Source organism: Elstera cyanobacteriorum (genome assembly GCF_002251735.1).
Taxonomy (GTDB): Bacteria; Pseudomonadota; Alphaproteobacteria; order Elsterales; family Elsteraceae; genus Elstera; species Elstera cyanobacteriorum.
In genome coordinates this window covers 271,383-288,358 of record NZ_NOXS01000030.1, presented here as the reverse complement: position 1 = coordinate 288,358, position 16,976 = coordinate 271,383, and the positions used below count along the sequence as shown (strand labels likewise).

Below are 16,976 nucleotides of genomic sequence, written 5' to 3'. Positions count from 1 at the left end.
TGCCAAAACACGATGAATTCAAAAGGTGCTGAGAAATTCGCGCTTACGATCATCCCGCTGGGTTTCGTCGGACGAGAGGATATAAAGCCCCTCGGCGATGCGAAAGGCATTGAGGGCCGCCGTCAGGCTGCCCGTTTGCTCCACTGCCGGAAGCCAACGGCCTTCGAGCGCTCGGGCCGAATCGTTGACGGCGCGAAGTTGCACCAGCGCAAAACCGCCTTGGGCCAGCGTCAGCAGCAGGATGACGATGAAGGCCCCCAGGATACGCCGTCCAATGGTCAAGCCTTGCGGTTTCGGTTGCATGCCTCTGCCCCTATTTCCCTGATACGCACCGTCATCCTTACCGTGCCGTCAGGGGGGGAGATGCAGGTACCTCAAAATTTATCCGATTTCTGGGCGCGTTTATGATCCGCTGTTTCTGGCGCGGCGTACCAAGGGCATCCGGCAGCGACAAGGAAACGCGCCATGACCCATATCGATGATGTTGATACCCAGCGGGCCAATCTCGGTTTTGTTCGGCGGTCGATGGCCGCGCCCCTTTTATCGCGGGAGGAGGAGTTCGCCCTTGCCCGCCGCTGGCGGGAACACCAGGACGAACGGGCGTTGCATAGTCTCGTGCGCGCCTATGGGCGCTTGGTCGTCGCGATGGCTGCGCGCTTCCGCCGCTACGGCTTGCCGGTCGGCGATTTGGTGCAGGAGGGCAACGTCGGCCTGATGCAGGCGGCGGCGCGCTTCGATGCCGGGCGCGACGTGCGGTTTTCGACCTATGCGAGCTGGTGGATCAAAGCGGCAATGCAGGATTTCGTGCTGCGCAACTGGTCGATCGTCCGCACCGGTACCACCGCTCCACAAAAGTCGCTGTTCTTCAACCTGCGGCGGTTGCGCGCTAAGATCGAAGACGCCTCTGGCCAGCCGCTCGACGATGCGGGGCGGGCAGAGATTGCCGAAACGCTGAACGTCTCGCAGAATGACGTGATCCTCATGGAACAGCGGCTTTCCGGTCTCGATCAGTCGCTGAACGCGACGATCAGTGAGGAGGGGGAGGAAGAGGTGCAGAGCTTCCTACCCGACCCCGGCCCGTCGCCGGAGGAGGTGGTGATCGGCCTGCGCGACGCGGAAACCCGCTCGAAATGGCTGAAAGAGGCCCTGGATACCCTAAGCCCGCGCGAACAGCGCATCATCCGCGAACGGCGGCTGAGCGATCAGGGCGTGACCCTGGAACAGCTCGGCGAAAGTTTAGGCGTCTCGAAAGAACGGGTCCGTCAGCTTGAAAATCGGGCCCTCGCCAAGTTGCGCGAAGAAATTCTGAAGCATGTGGAGCAGCCGGGCGATTTGATGGCCAATGCGTAATCTGCATAGTTTTGGACAGTGTGTGCGGCCTATTGACAGAGTTGACCGCCGGGTCAAAGACTAACTCCTAACATGTCAATCAATCGGGCTGGGTTGCAAAGAATGGGAAGTTTGCACCCAGCCAGACGGTGGAAGGGAACTACCGTCTGGAAACCCGTTGAAACTGCATTGCAACAGGGGGTGGCTTTGACCATGAAGCTTTCGACGAAGATTTTGACCGGTACCATGCTGGCGGGCGTTTCGCTGGCTTTTGCGCTGACGGGCGCCGTCCAGGCAGCGACGCCGAAGGATACGGTCGTGATGGCCAAGCAGATCGACGATATTATCTCGCTCGATCCGGCAGAAAGTTTCGAGTTTTCGGGGTCGGAAGCGGTCGGCAATATCTATGACCGCCTGCTGACCTATGATTTCAAGGATGTGTCGAAGATCAAAGGCCAGATCGCCGAAAGCTGGGCGGTCGCCGAAGATGGTCTGACCTACACCTTCAAGATCCGCAAGGGCATGAAGTTCCATTCCGGCAATCCGGTGACGGCGGAAGACGCGGCCTATTCGATCCATCGCGCCGTGCTCCTGAACAAGTCGCCGGCCTTCATTCTGCAACAGTTTGGCTTTAACAAGGACAATCTGGCGGATCGCGTCCGCGCCCCGGATGCCGAAACCCTGATCATCCGCGTCGATAAGCCGGTGGCGCCGACCTTCTTCTACTATTGCTTGACCGCTTCGGTGGCCTCGGTCGTCGATTCGAAGCTGGTGAAGACCAAGGAAGTCAATGGCGACTTTGGGAATGAATTCCTGAAGACCAATTCCGCCGCCTCGGGCGCCTATGTTCTGCGTTCCTGGAAGGCGAAGGAAAGCTACACGCTGGATGCGTTTGACGGTTACTGGGCCGGGAAGGCCAAGAATAAGCGCGTCGTCGTCCGTCATATCGCCGAAGCCGCCACCCAGCGCCTGATGCTGGAAAAGGGCGACGTCGATTACGCCCGTAACTTGGAAAAAGACCAGATCATCGGCCTCGCATCCAATAAGTCGGTCGTGCTCGATTCGGGCGTCAAAGGCTCGTTGATGTACCTCGGCCTTAACCAGAAGAACCCGATCCTGGCGAAGCCGGAAGTGCGCCAAGCGCTGAAGATGCTGGTGGACTATAAGTCCATCGAAGAAAATATTCTGAAGGGCACCCGCGTCACCCATCAGGCGTTCCTGCCGACCGGTTTCCTCGGCGCACTGAACGACAATCCCTATAGCTTCGATCTCGCCAAAGCGAAGGAACTGCTGGCGAAAGCGGGTCATCCCGATGGGTTCAGTGTGACGATGGACGTGCGCAATGTTTCGCCCTATGCCGATGTGGCGCAGGCCGTGCAAGCATCCTGGGCCAAGGCGGGCGTGAAGCTGGAACTGATCCCCGGCGACGGTAAGCAGACCCTGACCAAGTATCGCGCCCGTAATCACGATATCTATATCGGCGATTGGGGCCCCGACTATCAGGATCCGCACACCAATGCGGAAACTTTCGCCATCAACCTCGACAATTCCGACACCACCAAGTCGAAGACGTTGGCGTGGCGCAATAGCTGGGATATCCCGGCCATGTCGAAGAAGACCTTGGCGGCCGTCGAGGAACGTGATCCGGCGAAGCGCGCCCAGATCTATCTCGATATCCAAAAGGAACATCAGGCAAGCTCGCCGTTCGTTGTGATGTTCCAGCAGATCGAAGTGGCCGCCCATCCGGCCAATGTGAAGGGCTTTATCATCGGCCCGTCGTTCGACGTGAATCTCTATTCGCAGATCACGAAATAATCTGACGTAAACTCCAGTCTGGCCCTGTCCTGCCCCCGGTTTTCGGGGGTGGGACAGAGGCTATTGCTGAAGGACCGAAGTTTCCGAATGTCCACCCTCTCCCTTTCCTCAGGGGCGCTGCGGCGCGGGGGATTGGCCGCCGCCAAGCTGCTGATCGCCATTGCCTTGACCCTGCTGGGGCTGCTGCTGGTTACTTTCTTCATCGGGCGGGTCATGCCGATCGACCCGGTGCTGGCCGTCGTCGGTGACCGCGCGACCAAGGAAGTCTATGACGCCGCCTATAAGGCGTTGGCACTTGACCGGCCTTTGACCGTGCAGTTCTGGATTTACGTCACCAATGTTCTGCAAGGAAATTTCGGCAATTCGGTGCTGACGTCCCGCCCGATTGTCGAAGACGTGATCCGCTTCTTCCCGGCAACGCTGGAACTGGCGACCTTTGGAACCTTCATCGGTGTCGTCATCGGCGTGCCGCTCGGGGTACAGGCGGCGGTACACCAAGGCAAGTGGATCGATCAGGTGGCCCGCTTCGTTGGGCTGCTGGGCTATTCGGCGCCGGTCTTTTGGCTGGGGCTGATGGGCCTACTGATTTTCTACGCGAAGCTCGATTGGGTTGGTGGGCCGGGGCGGCTCGATGTCGCGTTTGACGATCTCGTCGATCCGGTGACGGGCGTGCTGTTGATCGATGCGGTGCTGGCGGGCGAATGGGAAGTTTTTACCAATGCCTTCAGCCATCTTATTCTCCCCGCCGCCGTGCTGGGCTATTCCTCGATGGCCTATATCAGCCGCATGACGCGCAGCTTTATGGTCGAACAATTACGCCAGGAATATATCACCACGGCGCGGGTCAAGGGGCTGTCGGAGCGGCGGATTGTTTGGGGGCACGCCTTGGGCAACATTGCCGTGCCGCTGATCACAGTGATCGCCCTTTCCTATGCCCATTTGCTTGAAGGCTCGGTGTTGACCGAAACCGTCTTCGCCTGGCCGGGGCTGGGGTCCTATATCACCGCCTCGCTGCTGAACGCCGATATGAATGCGGTGCTGGGCGGCACGCTGGTGGTGGGGGCAACCTTCATTCTGCTCAATCTTTTCTGCGATCTTCTGTATCGCGTCGTCGATCCGAGGGCGAAGTAATGGCGGCGACCGAACCCCAATCCCTGCGCGCTTGGCTGCTAACCTCCGACCCTAAAAGCCGCCGTCAGGCCCATCTCGGCCAAAGTTACCGGCGCTGGTTGGCGTTTAAGCGCAATCCTTTGGCGATGATCGGCCTTGCCATTGTGCTGGCGCTGATCTTTGTCGCCGCGCTTGCCCCCGTACTGGCGCCCTATTCCCCCGTCATTCAGGATCTTGATAACCGGCTGTTGCCGCCCGGCGGCGCGCATCTGTTAGGGACCGACGATCTTGGCCGCGATATTCTCTCGCGGTTGCTGTGGGGCGCACGGATTACGCTGACGGTGGTGGCGCTGGTGGCGATCATCGTCGCGCCGCTCGGCCTCGCCGTTGGGGTGATCGCCGGCTATTTTGGCGGTTGGGTCGATGCGACCCTCATGCGCATCACCGATATTTTCATGGCTTTCCCGCGCTTGATCCTGGCGCTGGCCTTTGTGGCGGCGCTGGGGCCGGGGATCGAAAATGCCGTTATCGCCATTGCGCTGACCACGTGGCCGCCCTATGCCCGCATGGCCCGCGCCGAAACCCTAACGGCGCGCCAGTCCGATTTCATCGCTGCGGCAAGGCTACTCGGCGCCTCCCCCCTGCGCATCCTGCTTGGGCATGTGGTGCCGCTCTGCACCTCCTCTCTGGTTGTCCGCGTCACGCTCGATATGGCCGGGATTATCTTAACGGCGGCAGGCCTTGGCTTCCTTGGCCTTGGCGCGCAGCCGCCGTCGCCGGAATGGGGGGCGATGATCTCGGCCGGGCGGCGCTACATCCTCGATCAATGGTGGGTGGCGGCGATGCCGGGGCTTGCCATTCTGATCGTCAGCCTCGGGTTCAATCTTTTGGGGGACGGGTTGCGCGACGTGCTCGATCCCAAGCAGCGGTAAGGGGCGCGCGATGGTGGACAAACCCCTCCTTGAGGTCGAAGACCTGCGCGTGCGCTTCGATACGCCCGATGGTATTTTCGAAGCGGTGCGCGGCGTTAGCTTTACGATGGGCCGCGAGAAACTCGGCATCGTTGGGGAAAGTGGCTCCGGCAAATCCTTGACCGGGCGGTCGCTGCTACGGCTGGTGCCCGGCGCGCGCGAGGTGGTGGCGAAAAAGATCACCTTCGACGGGATCGACCTGCAAGCCGCCGACGATAGGGCGCTGCGGCAGATTCGCGGCAAACGCATCAGCCTTGTGATGCAAGACCCGAAATATTCGCTGAACCCGGTCATGACCATTGGGCGCCAGATCGAAGAAGCGCTGCTGACCCACCAGCGCCTAAGCCGCCGCGCCGCGCGGGCAAAGGCCATCGCCATGCTGGAGGCAGTGAAAATCCGCGACCCAGAGCGCGTCTACCGCGCCTATCCGCACGAAATTTCCGGCGGTATGGGCCAGCGCGTGATGATCGCCATGATGCTGATCCCCGACCCCGATTTGATGATCGCCGACGAGCCGACCAGCGCGCTCGACGTCACCGTGCAGTTGCAAGTGCTGGCGATCCTCGACGATCTCGTGACCCAACGCGGCATGGGGCTGATCTTCATCAGCCACGACCTCAACCTCGTCGCCTCCTTCTGCGACCGGGTGCTGGTGATGTACGGCGGGCGGATCGTCGAACAATTGGCCGCGAAAGACCTGATGAACGCGCAACATCCCTATACACAGGGGCTGCTGGCGGCGCTGCCGCGTCTCGACAGCCCGCCCGGCGACCTGCCGACCCTGACCCGCGATCCCGCTTGGTTGACGGAGGCCCGCCCGTGACCCGCCCGATGATCGAGGTTGCCGATCTCACCATCACCTTCCACACCGGCGGGCGCGTGGTGAAGGCGGTTAAATCCATCTCCTTTTCGGTGCCGGAAGGCGCCTGCTTTGGCATCGTCGGCGAAAGCGGTTCGGGAAAATCGACGGTGCTGCGCGCCCTGTCCGGCCTCAATCCCGATTGGACGGGCGATGTGGTGATCGACGGGCAACCCCAGGGGCGGCAGCGCGACAAGGCTTTCCACAAAAAGCTGCAAATGGTCTTTCAAGACCCCTATGGCTCGCTGCATCCCCGCCACACCATCGACCGGGTGCTGGACGAGGCGCTCAGCGTTCACGGGATTGGCGACCGCGATGCGCGTATTGAGCAGGCGTTGCGCGACGTTGGTCTGCCGCTGCACTTCCGCTTCCGCTACCCGCATCAACTCTCTGGCGGGCAGCGCCAGCGCGTCGCCATTGCCCGCGCGCTTATCCTAGAGCCGCGCGTACTGCTGCTGGATGAGCCGACCAGCGCGCTCGATGTGTCGGTGCAGGCGGAAATCCTCAACCTGCTGCGGCGGCTACGCGCCGAGCGCGGGCTGACCTATCTGCTGGTGACCCATAATCTGGCCGTGCTCAGCAATATGTGCGACACGGTGGCGGTGATGCGCCACGGCGAGATCGTGGAGGTGGCGGAGATGGCGTTGATCCGCTCCGGCACGGCCCGTCAGCCCTATACGCGCCAGCTTCTCGCCGCTAGCCAGGGCTATGACCGGGCGGCGGTAGCGGGGTTAGTGGATTAAGACAGTTCCGGTTCGGCGCGCGTCGCCTCCGCCCATTTTCGGAAGGCGGCGCGCAGGTACTCGATGACAACTTCGACGCGTTTCGAGCGTTTTAGATCCTCGTGATAAACCAGAACGACGGGAAGGCTCGGTTGCTGCCAGCCCGGCGGATCGGGCAGCGGCACTAGGCTGGGGGTGTGCTGGTGCGCATAGCCCGACATCAGCGCAATGCCGACGCTGTTGATCGTTGCTTCCGCCAAGGCCGCCGACGAATTGGTGCGATAGGCGACGAGGCGCGGGTCTTTCGCCATCGCCGCCCAGGTTTCCCATTGGCCGTCGGTTGGATAGAAATCATGGACGACGATGCGGTGGTGGTTGATAAGATCGTCCCAGGTTTTCGGGACGCCGAACTGGGTAAGATATTTTTGCGAGGCGTAAAGCCGGAACGGCATAATCCCAAGGGTGATGGTGCGGCTGCGCGCTTCATCCTGCGGCTCGCCCAGGCGCAGGATGATATCGGCTTCCAGCCGGTCGAGACGGGGCAGATCTTCGGAGCAAAGAACCTCCACCGTCAGTCCCGGATGACCGCGCAACAGGTCCGGCAAGCGCGGCGTAATCCAGTAAACACCAAAACCATCCGTCGAACCAATGCGGACGGTGCCAGAAATACGGGCATTTCCCCCTGCAACTTGCCGCTTCAGATCGAACATAATCGTTTCGACCTGTGCGGCTTTTTGCATAAGGGCCTCGCCTTCTCGCGTTAGAACGATGCCCTGAGCGGTGCGGCTGACCAGCAAAGTGCGCAGCCGATCTTCCAGAATCTGCATCCGGCGGCTAACCGTGCTCTGATGCGTATGCAGGGATTGCGCCGCGCGGGAAAAGCTGCCACTGCGTGCAACTTCAAGGAAATAGCGCAGGTCGTTCCAATCAATTTCACCAATTGACGGAACAAGATCCGCATCCAAATTCTTTACAGTTGTGATTTCCATAGGGTTTCTCCCTCATATGGCGGTACTATGCCGAAGATCGAGAGGGTATGCAACAATGCATGACCCTATCTGGAAATCTCCGTTACGATGATATGCAACGAACCAGTACATTGGGCCTGCGAATACATATGTATTTTCCTTGTAACGGAGGAATCTATGACTAATCAAATCATGGTAAAAGTTGCCTCAACCGCAGAAGAGCGGGATATGGCCTATATGATCCGTTCGGCTGTTTTTTGCGGTGAACAGAAGTGCCCTTACTTTGAAGAGTTTGATGGCAACGATCACACGGCAACGCATGTTGTAGGCTTTGTTGATGGCGAACCTGCTTCGACAATCCGTATTCGTTACTTTGCCGACTTCGTGAAATTCGAACGGTTTGCCGTGCGGGCGGAGTTTCGGGGCACCGATATCACAGAAAAAACCATCCAGTTCGGATTCGATTTTTGCCAGCAAAAAGGGTACACGACATTTTATGCTCATGCGCAAAAGCGGCTGATGCGCTTCTGGCGGCGCTACGGGTTCAAGCCCGCCAATCATCCCCCGTTCCACTTCTCGGATGTGGAATATGTGGCGATGATCATGGAAGTGGAACGGCCCGCCGATGCGGTCGGGTTTGGGACGGACGATCTGGTGTTGCTGCGCCCGGAAGGGGCGTGGGATATGCCGGGGGTTCTCGAACACTCGATGGCGCGCCCGGCGAAAGCCGTGCCGCGTGAGAAAGTGCAACGGGTTAACGCTTAAACCGGGTGGATTCTTGTCTCCGCCCGCAACAATAGGGGGGTGTGGATGGACTCTCGAACGATCTCTCAGGTCGGTCTGCGGGTGATTGCCGAGGGGACTGGGTCTCCGGCGGCGGTGACTGCATCCTTGGGGGATACGGCGGGGTCCATCTTTGACCGGGCCATGCGCCATATGGTCGATGCCCATCGCGACAGCGAACTGGTTCTGCGCAATGTCACCGTAAATGGGCGCCGCACCACGATCCGGCTGGAGCCAGAGATGTGGGACGCGCTGACCGAAATCGCCCGGCGCGAAAATTACACCCAAACCCAATTGTGCAGCCGCATTGCCGACGGCCAACCGCAAGGGCTGAGCTTTACGGCATCGGTGCGGATGTTCATCCTCACCTATTTTCGCACGGCGGCGCATGGCGGAACCTCCGCGTCGGGGATCGGCGAAGCGGGCGTTGGGCGGAAGCTGTTAAACCGCTAAACCTTAGCCAACCGGCTTTAAAACCGGACGGGCGAGCGGCGCAGGGTCGACGGTTTCGCTGAGCGCCTGAAAATAGGCGATGGCAAACCGCCAAAGGGCACGGGGCAGCGATTGCTGTCCGCGCTGCTGGTCGATCAGATCAATCAGATTGGCCAACGGCATGCGGCGCTCGTTGGCGATGCCGCTCAGGGCTGACCACAGCTCGGTTTCAAGACGCAATTCAAGCGGACCAGAGGTTAGGCTGAAACGCCGAAGCGTGCGCTGCGTCGCCATAGGGCGCGCAGCGATGGGAATGACGTGGGCCATGCGGAAAATCCTCGCGACGGTGGCACCCATGACGATAGACAGATTGCAAACAAGCATTGGCGCGGTCGCACCAGTGCATGCCTGTCTTACCTGAAAATTGATTTATAAATCGTTAAGAACGCAACTAAAGCGTTTATTGATTACTTCTGTATGAAAGCTCTGGTCGAAATCACTTCGCAAATATGAAGCTGCATACTATGGCATCATTATAGAATCAAAAATCAAAACGGCGGACCTTATTCAAAAGGTCCGCCGTTTTTAAATAGTGTTAGATGGTGCCGTGACAGTGTTTATATTTTTTTCCTGAGCCACAGGGACAAGTGGCATTTCGCGATAATCCCGTCCAAGTGCTGGGATCATCGCGTTTTATACGCACACCTTGATATTGCACCCAACCGTCTTCTTCAGCCGCGTCGGCCGTCGTCGCGCTTTCGGCGAACAGGGCTTCGCTCGGCGTTGAAAGCTGTAGATGCAAATGGGTCAGCGCCTGCACAACGGTCTGGCGCAGGTTGCCCAGCATATCTTCGAACAGGACAAAGGCTTCGCGCTTATATTCGTTCAGCGGATCGCGCTGGGCGTAGGCCCGCAGGCCGATCCCCTGACGCAGATGATCCAGCGTCAGCAGATGGTCTTTCCAAAGCTGATCGAGGATTTGCAGCAGCATGCTCTTTTCGGCCAGCCGCATCAGTTCAGCGCCATATTCGGCTTCCTTGGCCGCCATTGCCGCGTCCGAGGCTTGAAGGATGCGCTCCAGAATCTCTTCGTCGGCGATGCCCTCTTCCTTGGCCCATTCGGCGATGGGCAGGTCGAGCGCCAGCAGGCGCAGGGTTTCGGTATGCAACTGACCGATATCCCACTGTTCGGCATAGGCCGACGGCGGAATGCAGCGGGTAACGAGATCGTGGATCAGCTCCTGGCGCATTTCGGTGACCATCGCCGAACAATCGTCGGCGTTCATGATCTCGCGCCGCTGTTCGTAGATCACCTTGCGCTGGTCGTTCATGACGTTATCGAAGCGCAGCAGGTTCTTACGAATTTCGAAGTTGCGGGCTTCGACGCGCTGCTGGGCTTTCGCCAGCGCTTTATTGATCCAGGGGTGAATGATGGCTTCGCCTTCCTTCAGTCCCAGCTTTTGCAGCATGCCGTCCATGCGGTCGGCGGCGAAGATGCGCATCAAATCGTCTTCCAGCGATAGGAAGAATTTCGACGCGCCGGGGTCGCCCTGACGGCCCGAGCGACCACGCAACTGATTGTCGATGCGGCGGCTTTCGTGGCGTTCGGTCCCGATGACGTAAAGACCGCCCGCGGTCAGAACGATCTGCTTGGCCGCCTCGACTTCGGCCCGAATGGTCGCTTCCTTAGCAGCCCGCGCCTCTGGCGTATCGGTCGGCATGATTTCGAGCGCCATGCGCGCTTCCACATTACCGCCAAGCTGAATATCGGTCCCGCGCCCGGCCATATTGGTGGCGATGGTCACGGCGCCGGGGCGCCCCGCCTGCGCGACGATCAGCGCTTCTTGCTCGTGGTAGCGGGCGTTCAGCACCGAATGGGGAATGCCCGACTTTTTCAGCAGTTCGGACAGAAGTTCCGATTTTTCAATCGAAACGGTGCCGACGAGCACCGGCTGCTGCCGCTCCCGGCACTCTTTGATCAGCGTTGCGATGGCGTCGTATTTTTCGCGGGCGGTGCGATAGACCTCGTCGTCATGGTCCTTGCGCTGTACCGGCACATTGGTGGGAATATCCACCACTTCCAGCTTATAGATTTCCTGGAATTCCGGCGCTTCGGTGGCGGCGGTCCCGGTCATGCCCGCCAGCTTCGGATACATGCGGAAGTAATTCTGGAAGGTGATGGAGGCCAGGGTCTGGTTCTCCATCTGAATAGTCACGCCTTCCTTGGCTTCCAGCGCCTGGTGCAGCCCTTCGGAATAGCGCCGCCCGTCCATCATACGGCCGGTAAACTCGTCGATGATGATGACCTTATCGTCTTTGACGATGTAATCGACGTCGCGGGTAAACAGCGTATGGGCGCGCAGGGCCTGATTGGCGTGATGGACGAGGTTGACGTTCTGCACGTCATAGAGCGTGCCGGTCTTCAGCAGCCCGGCTTCCAGCATCAGCTCTTCCATCTTTTCCTGACCCAATTCGGTCAGGGCGACGGTGCGGGCTTTTTCGTCCTTTTCAAAATCCTCGGCGGCGAGGCGCGGGATCAGGACGTTGACGGCTTTATAAAGCTCCGAACTATCTTCGGCGGGGCCGGAGATGATCAGCGGCGTGCGCGCTTCGTCGATCAGGATCGAGTCGACTTCATCGACGATGGCATAGTTGAAGCTGCGCTGGACCATATCGTCTAGCCGGAACTTCATATTGTCGCGCAGGTAATCGAAGCCGAATTCATTGTTGGTGCCATAGGTCACGTCGCAGGCATAGGCGGCGCGGCGTTCGACATCATTGAGGCCGTTGACGATACAGCCGGTCGTCAGCCCCAGGCGGCGGTGAATGCGCCCCATCTGGGTCGAATCGCGCCGGGCGAGGTAATCATTGACCGTGACGATATGGACGCCCTTGCCTTGCAGGGCGTTCAGGTAGGTCGGCAGGACGGCGACCAGGGTTTTGCCTTCCCCGGTGCGCATTTCCGAAATCATGCCCCGGTGCAGCACGATCCCGCCGATCAACTGCACGTCGAAGGGGCGCAGGCCCAATTCGCGCTTGGCGGCTTCGCGCACTGTGGCGAAGGCTTCGACCAGAATATCGTCCAGCGTTTCGCCAGCGTCCAGGCGGGCGCGCAGTTTATCGGTCTGGGCGGTCAGTTGTTCGTCGGTCAGGGCCGCAATCTCCGGCTCCAGCGCATTGATCGCCTGAACCGTCTTGTGCATCCCCTTGACCACACGTTCCGTGGCCGAGCCGAACAGCTTTTTCGCGAGGGCGCCGAACATCGAGAAACCTTCCAAACCAACACGCCTTAAAGAAAGAACGGCCATGCCCCCGGCGGCATCGAAGGGCGGGCCGATATGCTCCGAGAAGAGCCTTGCAGAGATAAGGGGCCGGTCTTCGGGTGTCAATTTCCACTGTCAGGTCTTCCGGTGCTTTTGCCCTGGTTTCGCCCTGGTCTCCGCCCTATTTTGAGGGGAAAGAAGGAAAGGGCCTGCCCTTGCGTCCGATTGCCGCCACCATTGCCGTTTTGATCCTCGCCCCGCCGCTCTGGGCCGCCGACCTCGCGAAAACCCGTTGGGGGGTTGAAACCGCCACCCTTGCCAATGGGCTTGAGGTGATCGTCGTTCCGCAGCAGCGGATGCCGGCGATCCATCATTTGCTGATGTATAAGGTGGGCAGTACGGAGGAGGAACCGGGCAAGACCGGCCTTGCCCATTATCTTGAGCATCTGATGTTCAAGGGCACGGAAAAAACGCCCCCCGGTGCCTTCGATGCGCTGGTCAATCGCCACGGCGGGCGGCAGAACGCCTTCACCAGTGCCGACTATACCGGCTATTTCCAAACCATGCCGCGCGACCAATTGGGCGCGATGATGGCGCTGGAGGCCGACCGCATGGCCGGGCTGAAACTGTCGGAGGCCAATAGTCGCCCAGAGCTGTCGGTGGTGCTCGAAGAGCGCAATCAGCGCGTCAATGCGCCCCCCGGCGGTCGCTTGTCGGAAAAAGCGGCGGCGGCGCTGTTTCCCGATCATCCCTATGGTCGCCCGGTCATCGGCTGGGAAGCCGATATTAAGACCCTGACCTATCAGGACGCCCTGGCCTTTCATGCCCGTTGGTACGCGCCGAACAATGCCGTGTTGATCGTGGCGGGCGATACCGATCTGTCCGAAGTGCTGCGCTTGGCCGATGCGACCTATGGCCGGGTGACGGCCCGCGCGCTGCCGCCGCGGGTGGCCTTGCCCATCCCCGCCGCGCCAACCGACCGTAAACTGACGGAAGTATCCGCCCGTGCCCCAACGCCAGCCTGGTCAGCCCGGGCGATTGGCCCCTCGCTCAGCACGGTTTCCCCGGACGAGGCGGCGGCGATGGCGGTTTTGATCGATGGGTTCGGTCAGGGCTTGGGCAGCCGGCTCGACCGGACCTTGGTCAATGAGCAGCGCTTGGCGCAGCAGGCTTTGGCGGGCGTAGACCTGTCGCGCCGGGGACCGGGACAGATTTTCCTATCAGCGTCGCCGGCGCCGGGCGTCGATCTCGACCGGCTGGAAACCGCCTTTCTCGCGGAAGTGGGCCGGGTCCAGCGGGAGGGGTTGAGCGAGACGGAGGTGAACCGCGCCATTGAACGGCTGACCAACGGCGAGGCGTTCGAGCGCGACTCACTCACCGGTTTGGCCAATAGTCTCGGGCGGGCCAAAATGATTGGTCGTACGCCGGATGATGTGGCGGCAGACGACGACCGCATCCGCCGCGTCACCCCCGCCGAGGTTCGGCAGAGTGCCGCACGCTGGTTCAACCCGGCGGCCTTCGTCATTACCCATCTGCTACCGAAGGCTGCGCCATGATCCGCGCTCTGCTCCGCTCGCTGCTGATCTGCCTGCTGCTGCCGGGGGCCGCGCTGGCGGTCGATCCGCCGAAGGTGACAATCGAAAGCGTGACTAGCCCTGGCGGCATTACCGCGTGGCTGTGGCGTGACGAGACGGTGCCGGTAATTTCCATCCAAGCGGCAGCGCGGGGCGGCTCCCGTCTCGATCCGAAGCCGGGGGTCAGCCGCCTGATGAATGCGTTAACCGGAACGACGGCGGGGAATTACGATCCGGTTGGCTTCGTCCGGCAGTTTGAAAGCCTATCGGCCAGCCTGGCGATCAATCGTACCCCGGCCTACGATCAGATTTCGATCCGCATGATCCGCGATAAGCGCGACGATAGCGCCGATTTGATTGCGCTATCCTTAACCCAGCGGGTCATTCCCGACGCGGCCATTCTGCAGGGCCGCACGACCCTCAAGCGCCAACTGCAAGCCGATCAACGGCAGCCGGGCGTGCGGGCGGAACAGACGCTGGCGGCGCTGTTTCTGGGCGACCAGGTGCCGATGATCACCACGCCGCTGCTGCCCCGTGTCGATGACATTACCCGCGACGATATGATGGCCGTTAGCCGCGACCGGCTAACCCGGGCCAATCTATCGGTGGCGGTAGCCGGGGCGATTAGCCCGGCGGAGTTGGCCCCGCTGTTGGATCGGCTGTTCGGCAAGCTTCCGCCCGGGGAAGTCGCCCCACCGCTGCCGACTTTCCCTGAGCGACCGCAGCCGGGGTTTTATCACGTTCCCGTGCCGGGGGCACCGCAGAGCAGCCTGGTGACCGTGCTGCCCGGCCTTGACCGTCGGGATGCCGATTTCTGGCCAGCCGCGATCCTGGAGCATGTTCTGGGCGGGGCGACCTTCACCTCGCGTCTCAAGATCGAACTACGCGAAAAGCGCGGCATGGTCTATTCCACCGGGTCCGCGTTACGCTACGGCGGTTTGCGCCCAACGTGGGTCACGACGGCGGCAATGGCACCCGGGCGGGTGGCAGAAGCTATTGCGATCACCAAGCGCCTGTGGGCGGAACTGCGCGACGGCGGGATCACCCAGGACGAATTAGACGCGGCGCGGGATTACTACCTCGGCGCCTCTATCGTCAGCCTCACCTCGACGGGGGCAATGGCCGATTTCGTTGGGCGCTTGCAACTCGACGGGCTGCCGCCGACCTATTACGATGACCGCCGCGCGCTGCTGGCAGGCCTTACCCTGGAGCGGGTGAACGCCGCCGCCAAACGCCTGATCGATCCCGACGCGCTGGTGATCATCGCCGCCGGGGAGACCACGCCCGATCTGCCGCCGTCTTTGCCGTTACCGCCAGGATTCTGATGCGCCTTCGTCTGCTGCCCCCGACCCTCGTCAACCGCATTGCGGCGGGCGAGGTGATCGAACGTCCCGCCGCCGCTGTGAAAGAGTTGGTGGAAAACGCGCTCGATGCCGGGGCCACGCGCATCGACGTGCAGACCCAGGACGGCGGCAAGGCGCTGATCGCCGTATCGGACAATGGCTGCGGTATGGATCGGGAGGAGTTGCGTCTCGCGGTCGAACGGCACGCGACCTCCAAACTCCCAACCGATGATCTGCTGAATATCCACACCCTTGGGTTCCGGGGCGAGGCGCTGCCGTCGATCGGGGCGGTGGCGCGGCTTCGCCTCACCTCCCGCCCGCAGGGGGCGGCGGAGGCTTGGAGCCTTGCCGTCGAAGGGGGGGCGATTGCCGATCCCGCCCCGGCGGCGGCAGGCGCAGGCACGCGGGTGGAGGTGCGCGATCTTTTCTACGCCACCCCGGCGCGGCTGAAGTTTCTGAAATCCACCCGCTCGGAAACCGATGCGATCAAGGATGTGCTGACCCGCCTCGCCCTCGCCCGACCGGAGATTGGGTTCTTCCTAACCGAAGGCGAGCGCGCCCTGCTGAAACTGCCCGCCGAACCGTTGGGCGACGCCGGGCGCTTAAACCGCCTTGCAGCGGTGCTGGGCCGCGACTTTGCCCCCAATGCCCTGCCGATCCTGGCGGAGCGCGAGGGCATCACCCTCACCGGCCATATCGGCCTGCCGACCTATCATCGCGGCACGGCGGCGGCGCAGTTCCTATTCGTCAATGGTCGCCCGGTGAAGGATAAGCTGCTGGTCGGCGCAGTGCGCGGGGCGTATCAGGACGTGCTGGCCCACGACCGGCACGCGGTGGTGGCCCTCTACCTCGACCTGCCGCCGACCGAGGTGGATGTGAACGTCCACCCGGCCAAGACCGAAGTGCGCTTCCGCGAGTCCGGTCTCGTGCGCGGCATGATCGTCGGTACCATCCGCCACGCGCTCGCGGGGGCGGGGCATCGGGCCTCGACGGCGATGACCGGCGCGGCGCTTGGCAGCTTTCAGGCGCAACCGGTGCAGACCCATTTTACCCAATGGCGCCCGATCGAAAGCCGCCCCGCGCCTGCTTTGGCCGAAGCCGCTTACCGGTTTCAAGCGCCGCCCGCCGGGTTCGCGCCACTGCCCGGCATGGCCCAACCGTCCGACTTTGCCCCCGCCGCCCGGGCCGAGGCGCCGCTGCCCGCGCCGGGGGAGGAGGCCTTCCCCCTTGGGGCCGCGCGGGCGCAACTGCACGAAACCTATATTCTCGCCGAAACCCGCGATGGGGTGATCTTAGTCGATCAGCACGCGGCCCACGAACGCCTCGTCTATGAAAAACTGAAAGCCGCCCTGGCCGATCAGGGGATCGCCCGGCAAGCGCTACTCATCCCCGAAGTGGTGGAGATGGAGGAAAGCGCCGCCGAAGCGCTGCTGGCCCGCACCGCCGATTGGCAGCAATTGGGCCTGATGGTGGAGCCGTTTGGCCCCGGAGCGGTGCTGGTGCGCGAGGTTCCGGCGCTGCTGGGTAAGCTCGACCTGCCCGAGATGGTGCGCGAGCTTGCCGAACAGGCGCGCGACCTGGGCGACGGGTTCGCCCTGACCGATAAGCTGCACCATGTGGCGGCGACGATGGCCTGTCACGGTTCGGTGCGTGCTGGGCGGCGGCTGTCGGTACCGGAGATGAACGCTCTGCTGCGCCAGATGGAAGTGACGCCGAACAGCGGGCAATGCAACCACGGGCGCCCGACCTATGTGCAGCTTTCGCGCAGCGATCTCGAACGGTTGTTCGGGCGGAAGTGACACCCGCCC

The 16,976-nt window shown here is 61.5% G+C and carries 15 protein-coding genes; 11 read left to right on the top strand and 4 right to left on the bottom strand.

From position 1 onward, the window contains the following. Positions 1-18: 18 nt before the first annotated feature. Positions 19-303, bottom strand: a complete 285-nt coding sequence (locus CHR90_RS07340; protein ID WP_094408339.1) for an MCP four helix bundle domain-containing protein — start codon at positions 301-303, stop codon at positions 19-21. 162 nt (positions 304-465) lie between these two features. Here CHR90_RS07340 and CHR90_RS07335 point away from each other — a divergent pair, with 162 nt between their 5' ends. The 6 genes from CHR90_RS07335 to CHR90_RS07310 all read left to right on the top strand — a co-directional run bounded on the left by CHR90_RS07335 (position 466) and on the right by CHR90_RS07310 (position 6,827). Then, complete coding sequence (locus tag CHR90_RS07335; RefSeq protein WP_094408338.1) at positions 466-1,350, top strand: RNA polymerase factor sigma-32; 885 nt, start codon at positions 466-468, stop codon at positions 1,348-1,350. A 192-nt stretch (positions 1,351-1,542) separates the two neighbouring features. Next, the gene (locus CHR90_RS07330; RefSeq protein ID WP_094408337.1) at positions 1,543-3,144 is read left to right on the top strand and encodes an ABC transporter substrate-binding protein; all 1,602 of its coding nucleotides are present in this window, start codon (positions 1,543-1,545) and stop codon (positions 3,142-3,144) included. A gap of 87 nt (positions 3,145-3,231) precedes the next feature. Continuing rightward, positions 3,232-4,275 carry an ABC transporter permease gene (locus tag CHR90_RS07325; RefSeq protein WP_094408336.1) on the top strand — a complete coding sequence of 348 codons (1,044 nt, stop codon included), beginning with the start codon at positions 3,232-3,234 and terminating at the stop codon, positions 4,273-4,275. Beyond that, positions 4,275-5,186 (top strand): nickel transporter permease, encoded by a 912-nt coding sequence (gene nikC / locus CHR90_RS07320; RefSeq protein WP_094408335.1) that lies wholly within the window; start codon positions 4,275-4,277, stop codon positions 5,184-5,186. Before CHR90_RS07325 ends, nikC begins: the two co-directional genes overlap by 1 nt. Before the next feature lie 10 nt (positions 5,187-5,196). After that, positions 5,197-6,048 (top strand): ABC transporter ATP-binding protein, encoded by an 852-nt coding sequence (locus tag CHR90_RS07315; RefSeq protein WP_094408334.1) that lies wholly within the window; start codon positions 5,197-5,199, stop codon positions 6,046-6,048. 8 nt (positions 6,049-6,056) lie between these two features. Continuing rightward, positions 6,057-6,827, top strand: a complete 771-nt coding sequence (locus tag CHR90_RS07310; protein WP_094408356.1) for an ABC transporter ATP-binding protein — start codon at positions 6,057-6,059, stop codon at positions 6,825-6,827. Here the strand turns inward: CHR90_RS07310 and CHR90_RS07305 are convergent. After that, positions 6,824-7,795 carry a LysR family transcriptional regulator gene (locus tag CHR90_RS07305; RefSeq protein ID WP_094408333.1) on the bottom strand — a complete coding sequence of 324 codons (972 nt, stop codon included), beginning with the start codon at positions 7,793-7,795 and terminating at the stop codon, positions 6,824-6,826. The genes CHR90_RS07310 and CHR90_RS07305 overlap by 4 nt on opposite strands. Before the next feature lie 156 nt (positions 7,796-7,951). Between CHR90_RS07305 and CHR90_RS07300 the strand changes: the two genes are divergently transcribed. Then, the gene (locus tag CHR90_RS07300; protein WP_212668636.1) at positions 7,952-8,539 is read left to right on the top strand and encodes a GNAT family N-acetyltransferase; all 588 of its coding nucleotides are present in this window, start codon (positions 7,952-7,954) and stop codon (positions 8,537-8,539) included. A 45-nt stretch (positions 8,540-8,584) separates the two neighbouring features. Continuing rightward, positions 8,585-9,010 (top strand): ribbon-helix-helix domain-containing protein, encoded by a 426-nt coding sequence (locus tag CHR90_RS07295; protein ID WP_094408332.1) that lies wholly within the window; start codon positions 8,585-8,587, stop codon positions 9,008-9,010. Positions 9,011-9,013: 3 nt separating this feature from the next. On the opposite strand, the gene CHR90_RS07290 is transcribed toward CHR90_RS07295, so the two are convergent. Together CHR90_RS07290 and secA are read right to left on the bottom strand one after the other, a co-directional pair. Continuing rightward, positions 9,014-9,316, bottom strand: coding sequence for a ribbon-helix-helix domain-containing protein (locus CHR90_RS07290; protein ID WP_170941330.1), 303 nt, complete (start codon positions 9,314-9,316; stop codon positions 9,014-9,016). A 268-nt stretch (positions 9,317-9,584) separates the two neighbouring features. Further along, positions 9,585-12,251, bottom strand: a complete 2,667-nt coding sequence (gene secA, locus CHR90_RS07285; protein WP_094408330.1) for a preprotein translocase subunit SecA — start codon at positions 12,249-12,251, stop codon at positions 9,585-9,587. Positions 12,252-12,466: 215 nt separating this feature from the next. Here secA and CHR90_RS07280 point away from each other — a divergent pair, with 215 nt between their 5' ends. Genes CHR90_RS07280 through mutL form a run of 3 tightly spaced genes read left to right on the top strand, consistent with a single transcriptional unit; the run spans position 12,467 to position 16,967 of the window. Beyond that, positions 12,467-13,807: a M16 family metallopeptidase gene (locus tag CHR90_RS07280; RefSeq protein WP_094408329.1), complete on the top strand. Its 1,341-nt coding sequence runs from the start codon at positions 12,467-12,469 to the stop codon at positions 13,805-13,807. Beyond that, positions 13,804-15,150, top strand: coding sequence for a M16 family metallopeptidase (locus CHR90_RS07275; RefSeq protein ID WP_094408328.1), 1,347 nt, complete (start codon positions 13,804-13,806; stop codon positions 15,148-15,150). Before CHR90_RS07280 ends, CHR90_RS07275 begins: the two co-directional genes overlap by 4 nt. Next, positions 15,150-16,967 carry a DNA mismatch repair endonuclease MutL gene (gene mutL / locus CHR90_RS07270; RefSeq protein ID WP_094408327.1) on the top strand — a complete coding sequence of 606 codons (1,818 nt, stop codon included), beginning with the start codon at positions 15,150-15,152 and terminating at the stop codon, positions 16,965-16,967. The genes CHR90_RS07275 and mutL overlap by 1 nt, the downstream gene beginning before the upstream one ends. Positions 16,968-16,976: the final 9 nt, after the last annotated feature.

Coding starts and splice junctions, on each gene's coding strand:
- nikC (WP_094408335.1), top strand. CDS start 4,275: ATGGCGGCGACCGAACCCCAATCCCTGCGCGCTTGGCTGCTAACCTCC.
- CHR90_RS07275 (WP_094408328.1), top strand. CDS start 13,804: ATGATCCGCGCTCTGCTCCGCTCGCTGCTGATCTGCCTGCTGCTGCCG.
- CHR90_RS07325 (WP_094408336.1), top strand. CDS start 3,232: ATGTCCACCCTCTCCCTTTCCTCAGGGGCGCTGCGGCGCGGGGGATTG.
- CHR90_RS07315 (WP_094408334.1), top strand. CDS start 5,197: ATGGTGGACAAACCCCTCCTTGAGGTCGAAGACCTGCGCGTGCGCTTC.
- secA (WP_094408330.1), bottom strand. CDS start 12,251: ATGTTCGGCGCCCTCGCGAAAAAGCTGTTCGGCTCGGCCACGGAACGT.
- mutL (WP_094408327.1), top strand. CDS start 15,150: ATGCGCCTTCGTCTGCTGCCCCCGACCCTCGTCAACCGCATTGCGGCG.
- CHR90_RS07295 (WP_094408332.1), top strand. CDS start 8,585: ATGGACTCTCGAACGATCTCTCAGGTCGGTCTGCGGGTGATTGCCGAG.
- CHR90_RS07290 (WP_170941330.1), bottom strand. CDS start 9,316: ATGGCCCACGTCATTCCCATCGCTGCGCGCCCTATGGCGACGCAGCGC.
- CHR90_RS07340 (WP_094408339.1), bottom strand. CDS start 303: ATGCAACCGAAACCGCAAGGCTTGACCATTGGACGGCGTATCCTGGGG.
- CHR90_RS07300 (WP_212668636.1), top strand. CDS start 7,952: ATGACTAATCAAATCATGGTAAAAGTTGCCTCAACCGCAGAAGAGCGG.
- CHR90_RS07335 (WP_094408338.1), top strand. CDS start 466: ATGACCCATATCGATGATGTTGATACCCAGCGGGCCAATCTCGGTTTT.
- CHR90_RS07305 (WP_094408333.1), bottom strand. CDS start 7,795: ATGGAAATCACAACTGTAAAGAATTTGGATGCGGATCTTGTTCCGTCA.
- CHR90_RS07310 (WP_094408356.1), top strand. CDS start 6,057: ATGATCGAGGTTGCCGATCTCACCATCACCTTCCACACCGGCGGGCGC.
- CHR90_RS07330 (WP_094408337.1), top strand. CDS start 1,543: ATGAAGCTTTCGACGAAGATTTTGACCGGTACCATGCTGGCGGGCGTT.